The sequence below is a fragment of the Streptomyces sp. NPDC007162 genome, assembly GCF_040634175.1.
Classification (GTDB): domain Bacteria; phylum Actinomycetota; class Actinomycetes; order Streptomycetales; family Streptomycetaceae; genus Streptomyces.
This window is the reverse complement of sequence record NZ_JBEYFC010000057.1, coordinates 16259-28543: the sequence shown is the minus strand read 5'-3', so window position 1 is coordinate 28543 and position 12285 is coordinate 16259. Positions and strand designations below refer to the sequence as shown.

The following is a 12285-nucleotide window of genomic DNA, read 5'->3' as shown; positions in this document are numbered from 1 at the left end:
GTCCTCGGCCGCGGCGGTGGCGGCGGCCAGGGCCTCGCGTGCGGTGGCGAGACGACGTTCGTCCTGGGCGCGCCCGCCGCGGGCCGGAGTGCGAACTACTCGCCCGGGTGGGAGAGTTCGATGTCGTGGCCGTCGACACCGGCGCCGGTGACGTTCAGGGCCGTGGCGACCGGCGGGTAGCCCGTCGCGATCACGGTGTAGTCACCGCCGTCCAGGTCGGCGAAGGCGTACGCGCCGTCCACGCCGGTGGTGGCGGTGCCGACCACGTTGCCGGCCGCGTCCACGAGGGTCACGCGGGCGTCGGCCAGCGGCCCGTGCGGGGCCCGTACGACACCCTGGAGCTGGGCGCCGGCGTCCAGGTCGACCTCGATCCGGGTGACCCCGGTGGTGCCGATCTCGACCGGCAGCGCGCGCGGGCGGTACCCGGCCGCGTTCACCGCGACCGTGACGACCCCCGGAACCAGCTCGCCGAAGCGGAACTCGCCCTGCTCGCCGGTGGCGGCGGTGGCCAGCAGGTCGCCGCGGACGTCGGTGACGATGACCATCGCGTCCTTGACCGGCAGCGCGCTGCCCGCGCCCCGCACCACACCGCTCAGCCCGCTGGTGCCGCTGAGCAGGATGTCGTACGACAGCGCGTCCTCGCCCACCACCACGGTGGAGGCCTGCGGCTGGTAGCCGTCGGCGGAGGCGATCAGCACGTACGAGCCGGTGCCGGGGGCGTCCAGCCGGTAGGAGCCGTCGAAGCCGGCGACCGAGCGGCCGAGCTGGCGGCCGGCGAGCGAGATGAGGGTGACCGCGGCCTGGGGGACCGGGGCGCTCTCGGCGCCCCGCACGAAGCCGTGCACCGGGGTGGCGCCGGAGCCCGCGGACTGCTCGGGGGTGTCGAGGGTGGCCACGGCGGTGAACTGCCGGGTGGCCTCGGCGGCGGTCTCCGCGCCGCCGTTCACGACGGGGGCGGCCCAGCTGGGGACCTGCTGGTTGGCGGCAGGTGCCGCGACGGGTGCCGCTACGGGCGCCTCCGCGGCGGCCGCTGCCACGGGCGCCTCGGCCGACTGCTCCTGCTCGGCGGCCTGGGCGAGCCCACCCTTGGTCTTCAGCGGGACCTCCTTGATGAACAGGCTGATCAGGAACGCGAGGGCGGCGAGGGCGGCGGCGATCAGGAAGACGTCCGCGATGCCGTGGCCGTAGGCGCTCTCCATGAGGGTGCGCAGCGGGGCCGGCAGCTTGCCCAGGTCCGGGAGGCTGTCGTTGGACGAGCTCGAACCGGCCAGGGCGACCTGGTACTTGTGCGGGAGGGCGGCGGCGCCCTCGGTCACGTAGTGCGTGATCCGGCGGGCCATCACCGCGCCGAGCGCGGAGACGCCGACCGCACCGCCCAGGGACCGGAAGAAGGTGACCGTGGAGCTGGCCGAGCCGAGGTCGGACGGGGCGACCTGGTTCTGGGTGCAGAGCACGAGGTTCTGCATCATCATGCCGATGCCGAGACCCAGCAGCGCCATGAAGATCGACATCTTCCAGTACGCCGTGTCGTAGCGGATGGTCCCGAGCAGGCCGAGGCCCGCCGTCACCAGGACGCCACCGCTGACCAGCCACGCCTTCCAGCGTCCGGTGCGGGTGATGAACTGCCCGGAGACGGTGGAGGAGATGAACAGACCGCCGATCATCGGGATCGTCATCACGCCGGACATCGTCGGCGACTTGTCGCGGGCCAGCTGGAAGTACTGGCTGAAGAACACCGTGCCGGTGAACATCGCGACACCGACGAACAGGGAGGCCAGCGAGGCCAGGGTGATGGTGCGGTTCTTGAACAGCCGCAGCGGGATGATCGGTTCCTTGGCCTTCGACTCGACGAGCACGAAGATCAGACCGAGGACGATCGAGCCGCCGATCATCGCGTACGTCTGCCAGGAGATCCAGTCGTACTTGTCACCGGCGAAGGTGACCCAGACCAGCAGCAGCGAGACGGCGGCGGCGACGAAGAACGCGCCGGCCCAGTCGACCTTGACGTCCCGCTTCACGACCGGCAGGTGCAGGGTCTTCTGGAGCACGATCAGCGCGACGACGGCGAAGGGCACGCCGACGTAGAAGCACCAGCGCCAGCCCAGCCACGAGGTGTCGGTGATGACACCGCCGAGCAGCGGGCCGCCGACGGTGGCGACGGCGAAGGTCGCGCCGAGGTAGCCGGAGTAACGGCCGCGCTCCCGCGGCGAGATCATCGCGGCCATGACGATCTGGGCGAGGGCCGACAGACCGCCGACGCCGACGCCCTGGATGACACGGCAGGCGATCAGCATGCCGGCGTTCTGCGACAGACCGGCGGCGGCGGACCCCAGGACGTAGATGACCAGGGCTATTTGGACGAGCGCCTTCTTGCTGTACAGGTCGGCGAGCTTGCCCCACAGCGGGGTGGTCGCGGTCATCGCCAGCAGCGAGGCGGTGACGACCCAGGTGTAGGCGGACTGGCCGCCGCCGAGGTCGGTGATGATGTGCGGCAGGGCGTTGGTGACGATCGTGGACGACAGGATCGCCACGAACATGCCGAGCAGCAGGCCGGAGATGGCCTCCATGATCTGCCGGTGGGACATCGGCGCCTGCTCGGCGGAGCTGCCTCCTCCGTGCTTGGCGTGAGCCCGCACACCGGCTGGTGTGGTCGTTGCCATGGGCTTCCTTTTCTTACGTGTTATGCGGGTGTACGGGTGGTCGGTGCGAGAACGGGAGCTTCGAGTACGGGGGTGGGGGCGCGGGCGGCCGAGGCGAGCGTGGAGCCGGCGGCGGGCCGGGGGTGCGGGCCCGTGGCCCGGCAGTCGCCGAAGCTGGCCCGGAGCCGGGTCATCAGCCGGATCAGCTGCTCGACCTCCTCGTCGCTCCAGTCGCTCAGCCGCTCGGTGAGCAGTTCGGTGCTGCGCCGGGACAGGTCCTGGAGGGTCGCCTCGCCCGTGGGGGTGAGGTGCAGGATGCGGGAACGCTTGTCCGCCGGGTCGGGGGACCGCTCGATCCAGCCGCGCTCGGCGACGTGCGCCACGTGCCGGCTGGTGACGGACATGTCCACGGCGAGCAGCTCGGCGAGCTTGCTCATGCGCATGGAGCCGTGGCGGCCGAGCAGCGTCAGCACCGCCGCGGATCCTGCCGGGCACTCGTGCGGCAGGATCCGCGCGAGGTCCCGTTTCACGGCTCCGACGGCGCTGAGCTGACGCGCCAGCTCCTCGAACTGCGCCTGCTCCGCCATCACACCTCCCGTATTCGTTGCTTGGGGCAACCATAGAACTGCTTGGTTGCCACAGGCAAATAAATCGGCCGGGGTGGGGATAAAAAGTTGGCAAAGGCAAGTATTGCGAACGTAAACGCGCAGGTGGGGGCGGATGCGGCTGCGGGTGGCCCCCCACTTGGGCCACAACCCCGGATTCGCTAGTGTCTCGGGCCATGGCTAACACCCAGGGCCCCCAGGGCAATTACGACCCCGCCGGCAGCACCCAGATGTTCCGCGCGTTCGTCGACGAGGCCCCGCAGACCTCTCAGCAGACGGCGACCACCTACTCCTCCTCCTCCGGTCCCCGCCTCGGCCTGATCCTCGGCGTGGTCGCCGCGGTGGTCGTGGTGGCGGCGGTCGCCTGGCTCGCGCTCATGTAAGTCGCCTGCGCGCGCTCACTTCACACGACTGCGCTCGGGCCGTCGGTACGACGGTCACGGCGGCGGCGCGACGAAGAACCCGGGGTTCCCCGCCCCGGGCTTTCGTCGTGCCCGGGCTTCCGTCGTGCCCGTGTGCGGAGGCTGTGCCCGCGCCGGGGCTCCCTCAGCTCCAGTCGACCGCCACGACCCGGGTCTCGACGTGCATGCCGAGCGGCACCCGCCACGCGTCGACGCAGACCGTCCAGGTCCTGTCCGTACGGGAGCCGGGGGCGATCGGGACCGGGAGGCGCCGGGTGGAACCGATGGTCGACCAGTCGATGCCGAGCAGGTCGATGACGTGCGTGCCGAGGGTGATGGTCCCGGAACGGACGGCCGTGCCACCGGAGTTGCGGAAGGCGACCGTCACCTTCTCGCACCAGCGCTTGTCCGTGGCCTCGCGGGTGGGGGCGCTCCAGGTGAGGGCGGCGGGCGCGGGGGCGCCGGGCACCGCGGAGCCGGAGGGCCGGGGGCGCGTACTCCCGGCGCCGGAGGGGGAGGGGGAAGACGCCGGGTCCGAATGGGCCGGCGCGTCCGCCGAGGCGCCCGCTCCGTCCGGCCCGTCCGCCGGATCGCCCGACCCGTCGGCCCCGTCCTGCCCGTCCGCCGCGCCCGACGGACCCGCCCCGGAGGTCGCCCCGCCCACGGCCGAGGAGGATCTGGCCGCCGGGCTGCTCGCGGCCCCTGTCGACCAGCCCGCCGTGCCGTTCGGCCCGTCCAGCGGGACCAAGGTCACCGACCCCGTCGGTTGCGCGGGCGCCCCCTTCGGTCCGCCCGCCGCTCCCACCGCGGTGTACCCACCGCCGTCACCGCCCCCGCACCCGGCGAGGGCGCAGACCAGAAGGAATCCGCCCACCGGCAACCCCACCGCCGCGCCCCACCCGCCGAGTGCGCTCCGGCGGGGTCGCCTGGAAGTGGAGGTGGGCGCCGCTGTGGGGGTTGTCGGCGAGCTTGTCGTCGTGTCCCGTCGGCGGGGTGCTCCCTGGCGGGGCCGTCGGGGGTTGGAGGCGGGTGCCGCTGTGGCGGTCGTCGGCGACCCCACCGCCGTGTCCCACCGGTCAGGTGTGCTCCGGCGGGGTCGCCTGGGGCCTGAGGTGGGCGTTGGTGTGGTGGTCGTCGGTGAGGCTGTCGCTGTGGTCCGTCGGACTGGTGTGTTTCGGTCGGACTGTCCGGGATCGGCGGCTGATGGCGCCCCGACGGCCGGTGGGGCCGGCGGGCGTCGGCTGTGCGGTGTGTCGTGTGGCGGGGCCGCGGCGGCCGCCGACGCTTTCGGGTCGGCGGGCCGGTGGCCGGTACGGGTCCGACGGGGAGCCATCGGGCCAGTGTGGCTGACGCTCCGTCAGTTGGGAACCCTCGGTCGGGAACCCTCAGTCCGAGATCAGGCCCTCGCGCAGCTGCGCCAGGGTGCGGGTCAGCAGGCGGGAGACGTGCATCTGGGAGATGCCGACCTCCTCGCCGATCTGGGACTGGGTCATGTTCGCGAAGAAGCGGAGCATGATGATCCGGCGCTCGCGGGGCGGCAGCTTGGCGAGCAGCGGCTTGAGGGACTCCCGGTACTCGACACCCTCCAGGGCTGTGTCCTCGTAGCCGAGGCGGTCGGCCAGGGAGCCCTCGCCGCCGTCGTCCTCGGGAGCCGGGGAGTCGAGGGACGAGGCGGTGTACGCGTTGCCCACCGCGAGGCCGTCGACGACGTCCTCCTCGGAGACGCCCAGGACGGCCGCCAGCTCCGTCACCGTCGGCGAACGGTCCAGCTTCTGGGAGAGCTCGTCGCTGGCCTTGGTGAGGGCCAGGCGCAGCTCCTGCAGGCGGCGCGGGACGCGGACCGACCAGGAGGTGTCCCGGAAGAACCGCTTGATCTCGCCGACGACGGTCGGCATCGCGAACGTCGGGAACTCCACGCCGCGTTCGCAGTCGAAGCGGTCGATCGCCTTGATCAGGCCGATGGTGCCGACCTGGACGATGTCCTCCATCGGCTCGTTGCGGCTGCGGAAGCGGGCCGCCGCGTAGCGCACGAGGGGGAGGTTGAGTTCGATCAGGGTGTCCCGGACGTAGGCGCGCTCGGGACTGTCCTCGTCGAGTGCGGCGAGCCGCAGGAACAGGGAGCGGGACAGGGTGCGGGTGTCGAGGCTCTCCGAGACGGCCGGAAGCTCCTGGGCCGGCGTGGCCTCCAGCGCCGGAGCGCCGTCGATGGCGCCATCGATGCTGTCGAGCACGTCGATGGCGTCGAGCTCCTTGGGCGCTGCCTCGCTGTTCGCGGGCATGAGCACCTTCGAGCTGCCCTGTTCTGCGGACATGCCACCCCCTTTGGGTCGCGGGACGGTCGCGGCGACGCTCCCCGGCGAGGAGCGGTGCCTTCACCTGAATACCGGAGCCTGAGCCCCGGCAAACGCGCTTCCGGCAGAATGTCACATGTCGGCAACACGCTGTAGTGACATGTCGACATGTGAAATGTGAATCCGCCCTGCGTGCAAGGGGTCTGACGGTTTTTCGCCCCTCAACTGTCGGGAAGTGCGCTGGTGAGCGATTCGCTCGCGACGGTGATGGCTCGATCCTGTTTGCGGTAATGACATCGCCGGGTCTCCGGGGCCGGGTCTCGGCCCGGTAACGGAGTCGGGACGGGCACGGGGGCAGGTCCTGGGGCGGCCCCTGGGGCGGGCCCTACGCCTCGATGCGGTTCGCCGAGCGCAGGCGCTGGAAGCTGCGGGCGAGGAGGCGGGAGACGTGCATCTGGGAGACGCCGAGCTCCGCGCTGATCTGGGACTGGGTGAGGTTGCTGTAGTAGCGCAGGAGGAGGATGCGCTGCTCCCGCTCGGGGAGCTGGACCAGGAGGTGGCGGACCAGGTCCCGGTGCTCGACGCCGTCCAGGGCCGGGTCCTCGTACCCGATGCGGTCCAGGAGGCCCGGCATCCCGTCGCCCTCCTGGGCGGCCTCCAGGGAGGTCGCGTGGTACGACCGGCCGGCCTCGATGCAGGACAGCACCTCCTCCTCGCTGATCCGCAGCCGCTCGGCGATCTCGGCGGTGGACGGGGAGCGCCCGAAGGCGGTGGTCAGGTCCTCGGTCGCGCTGTTCACCTGGACCCACAGCTCGTGCAGCCGGCGCGGGACGTGCACGGTGCGGACGTTGTCGCGGAAGTAGCGCTTGATCTCGCCGACGACGGTCGGCATCGCGAACGTCGGGAACTGCACGCCCCGGTCCGGGTCGAAGCGGTCGATGGCGTTGATCAGCCCGATGGTGCCGACCTGGACGACGTCCTCCATCGGCTCGTTGCGGGAGCGGAAACGGGCGGCCGCGTAGCGTACGAGCGGGAGATTGGCCTCGATGAGCGCCGCGCGCACGCGGTTGTGCTCCGGCGTGCCCGGCGTGAGGTCCTTGAGCTGGCCGAAGAGCACCTGGGTCAGCGCCCGGGTGTCGGCGCCGCGACGTTTCTCCGGGGCCGGAGCGGGTGCCTGGGCGGGGGGCTGGGCCGCGGGCTGGGGCTGGGCCGGTGGTGGGCTCTGGCCGGCGGGCTGGGCGGGGGCGGGCGCCTCTTCCTGGGGCGGCGCAGAACTGGCCGACACGGTCAACGCCACCTCTTCATCGGTCAATCATCCGTCAAAAGCGGTCATAGCATCACAAGACATGTGCACTGTGTGCAAGCACCTCATCACCTCGTGTTGAGGTTGAATAATGGCAAGTTGGGGCATAAGTGCACGAAAACCCCCCGCCGTTCCCGGCGGAGGGCCATGATCCGAAACGGGTGGGGCGCTCAGAACTCGTAGTCGGCGATCACCCACGTGGCGAACTCCCGCCACTGTGCGGCGGCCGCCTGGTGGTCCGGGTGCTCCAGGTAGCGCTTCAGCGCGTCCGCGTCCTCCACCGCCGAGTTGATCGCGAAGTCGTGGGCGATGGGGCGGTCCGTGATGTTCCAGCCGCACTCCCAGAAGCGCAGTTCCCCGATCTTGCCGCCGAGCGCGGAGAACGCCTCGGCGCCCGCGACGGCGCGCGGATCGTCGCGCGCCACGCCCTCGTTGAGCTTGAAGAGAACCAGGTGGCGGATCATGGGTACTCCCGGTGGGTCTACTTCGCCCCGTTGGCCAGCCAGGTGAAGAAGTCGCCGACGGCCTTCGCTGCGTCCGATATGCCCTGGAAGACTATCTGGACCCAGTCCGCCGCCCTGGGCGGGTCCGTGATGATCACGTACAGCGCGAAGACCACGAGTGCGTAGACGGCGATCTTCTTGGCGTTCACCGCCACCGGCCTCTCCCCTGGTTGTCCCCTTGGTGCCGGGCGCGAGTGTAACGGTCCGATCGTTTTGTATGACTAGTGGCGCGATGGATGCCGGAATTTTTTCTGCGGCTTCCCGAGGTGGCCCTGGCTGCTGTTCTTGTTCCACACGCCGGTGTTCGGCGCCCTCGTCCGGTACTACGTGGACAAGCACCCCGAGCCGACGGGAACATGACGAAGGGCCCGGTCCAGTGGACCGGGCCCTTCACTTCACAGCGGTAGCGGAGGGATTTGAACCCTCGGTGACTTGCGCCACACTCGCTTTCGAGGCGAGCTCCTTCGGCCGCTCGGACACGCTACCGAGGGAGACCTTACAGCACCGGGGGCCGTGCTCTGAAATCGGTATTCAGGGGCCCGGGGCGGGCCCCTGACCGGCGGCTCAGCGGGCGCGGAAGAACTCCGTGAGCAGCCGGGCGGATTCCCCGGCGAGGACGTCCCCGACGACCTCGGGGCGGTGGTTGAGCCGCCGGTCCCGTACGACGTCCCAGAGGGACCCGGCGGCGCCCGCCTTCTCGTCGCGGGCACCGTAGACGACCCGGTCCACCCGGGCCTGGACCAGGGCGCCGGCGCACATCGTGCAGGGCTCCAGCGTGACGACCAGGGTGCAGCCGGTGAGCCGCCACTCGCCGAGCGCCGCGGCGGCCCGGCGCAGCGCGAGGACCTCGGCGTGCGCGGTGGGGTCGCCGGTGGCCTCGCGTTCGTTGTGACCGGTGGCGAGGACCGTCGTACCGTCCGGGGACAGCACGACGGCGCCGACGGGGACGTCCCCGCCCCGGACGGCCCGACCTGCCTCGTCCAGGGCTAGCCGCATCGCGGCCCGCCAGCGGTCGCGTACCGGGTCGGGGGACCCGGGTGCCTCGTGGTGGAGCGTCAGCGGACGGTCTCCAGGACGTCGGAGGCGCCCAGGGCCTCGGCGATCTCACCGAGCGCGTCCTCGTCGAGGGTGAGCAGCTCCTTGGCGGTCACCCCCAGGTCGTCGAGGATCCCGGGGTCACCCACCGGGCCCGAGGGCACGGCGGAGCCGTCCGAGTCGTCGTCCTCCTCCGGCTCCGGCTCACCGTCCTCGGTGCCGTCGAGGTCGAGGGAGTCCAGGTCGTCGGTCTCGTCCTTGGGTTCCCTTCCGAGCATTTCGTCGGTGAGCAGGAGCTCGCCGTACGAGCTGCGGGCGGCGGCGGCGGCGTTGGAGACGAAGACCCGGGGGTCCTCCTCACCGTCGACGCGCACGACACCGAACCACGCGTCCTCCTGCTCGATGAAGACGAGCACCGTGTCGTCGGCCTCCGAGGCCGATTCCCGGGCCAGATCGGCCAGGTCCGACAGGGTCTCCACATCGTCGAGCTCTGTGTCGCTCGCTTCCCACCCGTCTTCGGTGCGCGCGAGCAGTGCGGCGAAGTACACCGTGACTCTCCCACTGGTCTTAGGCGTGCCGGTTGGGGGTCCCCCCGGCGGAGGTTCTGGGCGGGGAGAGCTGGGCTCCGAGTCCCACCCACTCGGAATCGTGGCAGAAACAAGGCGTTCAGGGGACGTCTTCGGCTCCCTGTGTCCGGCAGTTTTGATCGCACGTATGCAAAGAGCCATCCATGCGTCCGTGAACGCAGTCACCAGCGCACTCGTTGCCGCCACCTGCGGATCGTACGCGGGTTTTCCCGCGGCCCACGCACGGCCTTCCCCGTGCCGGACCGCAACGGACCGCAAGCAGTGGATCTTTGCCCAAGGTTCGGCTTTACGTGTCTTGCGGACTCTTACCGACTCTTTCGGACCTTTGCGGGCTCTTACCGGTTCTCACGGACTCCGGAGGGGTCCGTGGACTCCTGCCGAGTCCTACCAACGGAACGTCCGCATGCGCATCGCGTGTCGCAGCCGGGCCACTTTCGCCCGGCGGGGCTGGACCCGGTCGCGCAGCGCCCGCGCCTCGGCGAGTTCGCGCAGGAACCGGGCCCGGCGGCGGCGCCGCTCGGCCTCGGTCTCGCCCTCCGGGGCGCCGTAGCTACGGTCAGGCTGTCCAGGCAGTTCAGGCACGTCGAATCACCCCACTTCGACACTCCCACTTTCCCCCGGACGGCCGGTTTGATGCCAGGGCCGATGCCTAGGTGGGCCGACGCGGACCTGCGCGGGGGGCGGTCGGGCGCGGTTACTGTTGTGGGCATGCGTCTCCACGTCGTCGACCACCCCCTGGTCGCCCACAAGCTCACCACGCTGCGCGACCAGCGCACCGACTCCGCGACGTTCCGGCGGCTCGCCGACGAACTGGTCACCCTGCTCGCCTACGAGGCGACCCGGGACGTGCGCACCGAGGCCGTCGACATCCGGACCCCGGTGGCCGCCACGACCGGCGTCAAGCTCGCCCGGCCGCGTCCGCTGGTCGTGCCGATCCTGCGGGCCGGGCTCGGCATGCTGGACGGCATGGTGCGGCTGCTGCCGACGGCCGAGGTGGGCTTCCTGGGCATGATCCGCAACGAGGAGACGCTCCAGGCGTCCACGTACGCCTCCCGGATGCCGGAGGACCTCTCCGGGCGTCAGGTGTACGTGCTGGACCCGATGCTGGCCACGGGCGGCACGCTGGTCGCCGCCATCCGTGAGCTCATCAGGAGGGGTGCGGACGACGTCACCGCGGTGGTGCTGCTGGCCGCCCCCGAGGGCGTCGAGGTCATGGAACGCGAACTGGCGGGGACGCCGGTCACGGTGGTGACGGCGGCGGTCGACGACCACCTCAACGAGCACGGCTACATCGTGCCGGGCCTCGGGGACGCGGGCGACCGGCTGTACGGGGCGGCGGAGTAGCCCTCCGGGGCATCGACGCCGGGGCGCCTCGGGACGGGACGGGGCTTCTGCTGCCGGGCGGGGTGATCGGTCGGCGCTTGGTCGGGTGGTCGACCGGGCGCCGGGGCGGGTGCCGGCTGGGCACGGGGTCGGGTGGGCCGACGGCTTCCGTCCGGCTCGGCGGTGCCTGCGGGCCGCGTGATCGGCTGAACCCCGGAGCGCGTCGACGGCTTCCGTGCGGCGCAGCGGTGCTCGGCGGTGGCCGCCGGGCGTTCGCCTGGCCGCCGTGGGTGGCGGAGGCCCAGCCTTCGGCCGGGGGTACCTTCAGCGCCCCCTGATGGGCCTCGGTTGTCGGCGTTTCCCTTGAGCGGCCGGACTCGCTCGCGGGGGCTGCTGCCGGCGTCGGGGTGGCTCAGCAGGTCTTCTTGGTGGCCGCCTTCGGTTGGGGGGCCGTGAGGGCCGTGATCGCCTTGGCGGCCGTCGCCTGCGGGGTGAGGGCCTTGAAGGCGTCGCCGATGATCAGGTCCACCGCGGCGCCCTTGCGGCCCGCCTCCGTGCGCTGGTCGGCCGCCGTCAGCTGGGTGGCCAGGACCGGCAGGGAGGTCTTCAGGGCGGAGGCGGGACCGAGCAGTACCGCCGTCCCCTTGACCTTCGCGTCGAACTTCTGCGGCGCGTTGCCGACGTCGCCGATCCGGAAGCCGCGCTTCTTGAGCGCGTCCGCGGTGTCCTTGGCCAGGCCGGTGCGGGTGGTCGCGTTGTAGACGTTCACCGTGATCTGCGCGGGTTTCGGCAGCGCGGCGGCGGACGCCCCGGCCGCGGGACTCGGGCTCGCGGCGGCCTGCTTGACGCAGTCACCGCCGGAGCCGGCCGCCGAGGCCTTCCCGCCACCGCCCGTGAAGACGTCGATGAGCTGCAGTGTGCCCCAGCCGACCAGGCCGAGCGCGGTGACGGAGGCGACCACGGAGAGGGTCAGCCGGGTACGCCGCCGGCGTGGGCGCATGCGAGGGTATTTGTCCCCTGTGATCCGGTACTGGCCGCCCATGCCGGGGGGAGTCAGCATGCTCATGAGCGCAGCGTAGTGCGCCACGGGTGCGTTGACTAATAGATGATCATCCGACGGTGTGCGGTCCAACCCGAAAGGGGCAACCGGCGCGGAACGGCGGACGGCGAGCGGGCGTACGCCCGGGTGTCAGTCGAGTTCGAGCACGCGCGCGTGCAGTACCTGCCGCTGCTGGAGGGCGGCGCGGACCGCGCGGTGCAGTCCGTCCTCCAGGTACAGGTCGCCCTGCCACTTCACGACGTGCGCGAAGAGGTCGCCGTAGAACGTCGAGTCCTCGGCGAGGAGGGTCTCCAGGTCGAGCTGGCCCTTGGTCGTCACGAGCTGATCGAGGCGGACCGGGCGCGGTGCGACGTCCGCCCACTGCCGGGTGCTCTCCCGGCCGTGGTCGGGGTACGGCCGGCCGTTTCCGATGCGCTTGAAGATCACACGGAAAGCCTACCGGTCCTGACGTTCCGGGCGCAGCCATGGCGACCGAGTGCGACGCTGGAAAAGACGTTGTAAAGGTCATCAAAAAGGCAAAACGGGAAGTGGGGGTCCG

Annotated in this window: 14 protein-coding genes and 1 tRNA gene; 2 read left to right on the top strand and 13 right to left on the bottom strand. The window is 71.3% G+C overall.

Going from position 1 to position 12285, the window contains the following annotated elements; translation table 11 throughout:
• Nucleotides 1–95 precede the first annotated feature (95 nt).
• Together ABZ646_RS09875 and ABZ646_RS09870 are read right to left on the bottom strand one after the other, a co-directional pair.
• A complete protein-coding gene (locus ABZ646_RS09875) occupies nucleotides 96–2660 on the bottom strand; it encodes an MFS transporter (protein WP_360515286.1) in 2565 nt (854 codons plus the stop codon).
• 20 nt (nucleotides 2661–2680) lie between these two features.
• The gene (locus ABZ646_RS09870; RefSeq protein WP_360515283.1) at nucleotides 2681–3226 is read right to left on the bottom strand and encodes a MarR family transcriptional regulator; all 546 of its coding nucleotides are present in this window, start codon (nucleotides 3224–3226) and stop codon (nucleotides 2681–2683) included.
• A 194-nt stretch (nucleotides 3227–3420) separates the two neighbouring features.
• On the opposite strand from ABZ646_RS09870, the gene ABZ646_RS09865 reads away from it, so the two are divergent.
• Nucleotides 3421–3627, top strand: coding sequence for a hypothetical protein (locus tag ABZ646_RS09865; RefSeq protein WP_360515280.1), 207 nt, complete (start codon nucleotides 3421–3423; stop codon nucleotides 3625–3627).
• Nucleotides 3628–3790: 163 nt separating this feature from the next.
• Here ABZ646_RS09865 and ABZ646_RS09860 read toward each other — a convergent pair whose 3' ends face one another.
• The 9 genes from ABZ646_RS09860 to ABZ646_RS09820 all read right to left on the bottom strand — a co-directional run bounded on the left by ABZ646_RS09860 (nucleotide 3791) and on the right by ABZ646_RS09820 (nucleotide 9946).
• Nucleotides 3791–4399 (bottom strand): hypothetical protein, encoded by a 609-nt coding sequence (locus ABZ646_RS09860; RefSeq protein WP_360515277.1) that lies wholly within the window; start codon nucleotides 4397–4399, stop codon nucleotides 3791–3793.
• Between the two features lie 631 nt (nucleotides 4400–5030).
• On the bottom strand, nucleotides 5031–5957 hold the full coding sequence (locus ABZ646_RS09855; RefSeq protein WP_360515274.1) for an RNA polymerase sigma factor SigF: 927 nt from the start codon (nucleotides 5955–5957) through the stop codon (nucleotides 5031–5033).
• Nucleotides 5958–6321: 364 nt separating this feature from the next.
• Complete coding sequence (locus tag ABZ646_RS09850; protein ID WP_360515292.1) at nucleotides 6322–7227, bottom strand: RNA polymerase sigma factor SigF; 906 nt, start codon at nucleotides 7225–7227, stop codon at nucleotides 6322–6324.
• 182 nt (nucleotides 7228–7409) lie between these two features.
• Nucleotides 7410–7703 carry a Dabb family protein gene (locus ABZ646_RS09845; RefSeq protein ID WP_360515271.1) on the bottom strand — a complete coding sequence of 98 codons (294 nt, stop codon included), beginning with the start codon at nucleotides 7701–7703 and terminating at the stop codon, nucleotides 7410–7412.
• A 17-nt stretch (nucleotides 7704–7720) separates the two neighbouring features.
• A complete protein-coding gene (locus ABZ646_RS09840; RefSeq protein WP_046726384.1) occupies nucleotides 7721–7897 on the bottom strand; it encodes a hypothetical protein in 177 nt (58 codons plus the stop codon).
• Nucleotides 7898–8143: 246 nt separating this feature from the next.
• Nucleotides 8144–8228 (bottom strand) — tRNA-Ser (locus ABZ646_RS09835).
• Between the two features lie 78 nt (nucleotides 8229–8306).
• A complete protein-coding gene (tadA, locus tag ABZ646_RS09830) occupies nucleotides 8307–8738 on the bottom strand; it encodes a tRNA adenosine(34) deaminase TadA (protein WP_360515268.1) in 432 nt (143 codons plus the stop codon).
• 59 nt (nucleotides 8739–8797) lie between these two features.
• Nucleotides 8798–9325 carry a hypothetical protein gene (locus tag ABZ646_RS09825; RefSeq protein ID WP_360515265.1) on the bottom strand — a complete coding sequence of 176 codons (528 nt, stop codon included), beginning with the start codon at nucleotides 9323–9325 and terminating at the stop codon, nucleotides 8798–8800.
• A 423-nt stretch (nucleotides 9326–9748) separates the two neighbouring features.
• Nucleotides 9749–9946 (bottom strand): hypothetical protein, encoded by a 198-nt coding sequence (locus ABZ646_RS09820; protein WP_360515262.1) that lies wholly within the window; start codon nucleotides 9944–9946, stop codon nucleotides 9749–9751.
• 126 nt (nucleotides 9947–10072) lie between these two features.
• Between ABZ646_RS09820 and upp the strand changes: the two genes are divergently transcribed.
• On the top strand, nucleotides 10073–10708 hold the full coding sequence (gene upp, locus ABZ646_RS09815) for a uracil phosphoribosyltransferase (protein ID WP_046726381.1): 636 nt from the start codon (nucleotides 10073–10075) through the stop codon (nucleotides 10706–10708).
• 391 nt (nucleotides 10709–11099) lie between these two features.
• Here the strand turns inward: upp and ABZ646_RS09810 are convergent, their stop codons facing one another.
• A complete protein-coding gene (locus ABZ646_RS09810; protein ID WP_360515258.1) occupies nucleotides 11100–11753 on the bottom strand; it encodes a LytR C-terminal domain-containing protein in 654 nt (217 codons plus the stop codon).
• 123 nt (nucleotides 11754–11876) lie between these two features.
• A complete protein-coding gene (locus ABZ646_RS09805; protein ID WP_003999914.1) occupies nucleotides 11877–12173 on the bottom strand; it encodes a type II toxin-antitoxin system VapB family antitoxin in 297 nt (98 codons plus the stop codon).
• Nucleotides 12174–12285: the final 112 nt, after the last annotated feature.

Excerpts from the sequence above, each read along its gene's own strand:
- upp (WP_046726381.1), top strand. The coding sequence starts at position 10,073 with ATGCGTCTCCACGTCGTCGACCACCCCCTGGTCGCCCACAAGCTCACC.
- tadA (WP_360515268.1), bottom strand. The coding sequence starts at position 8,738 with ATGCGGCTAGCCCTGGACGAGGCAGGTCGGGCCGTCCGGGGCGGGGAC.
- ABZ646_RS09810 (WP_360515258.1), bottom strand. The coding sequence starts at position 11,753 with ATGAGCATGCTGACTCCCCCCGGCATGGGCGGCCAGTACCGGATCACA.
- ABZ646_RS09845 (WP_360515271.1), bottom strand. The coding sequence starts at position 7,703 with ATGATCCGCCACCTGGTTCTCTTCAAGCTCAACGAGGGCGTGGCGCGC.
- ABZ646_RS09865 (WP_360515280.1), top strand. The coding sequence starts at position 3,421 with ATGGCTAACACCCAGGGCCCCCAGGGCAATTACGACCCCGCCGGCAGC.
- ABZ646_RS09870 (WP_360515283.1), bottom strand. The coding sequence starts at position 3,226 with ATGGCGGAGCAGGCGCAGTTCGAGGAGCTGGCGCGTCAGCTCAGCGCC.
- ABZ646_RS09855 (WP_360515274.1), bottom strand. The coding sequence starts at position 5,957 with ATGTCCGCAGAACAGGGCAGCTCGAAGGTGCTCATGCCCGCGAACAGC.
- ABZ646_RS09875 (WP_360515286.1), bottom strand. The coding sequence starts at position 2,660 with ATGGCAACGACCACACCAGCCGGTGTGCGGGCTCACGCCAAGCACGGA.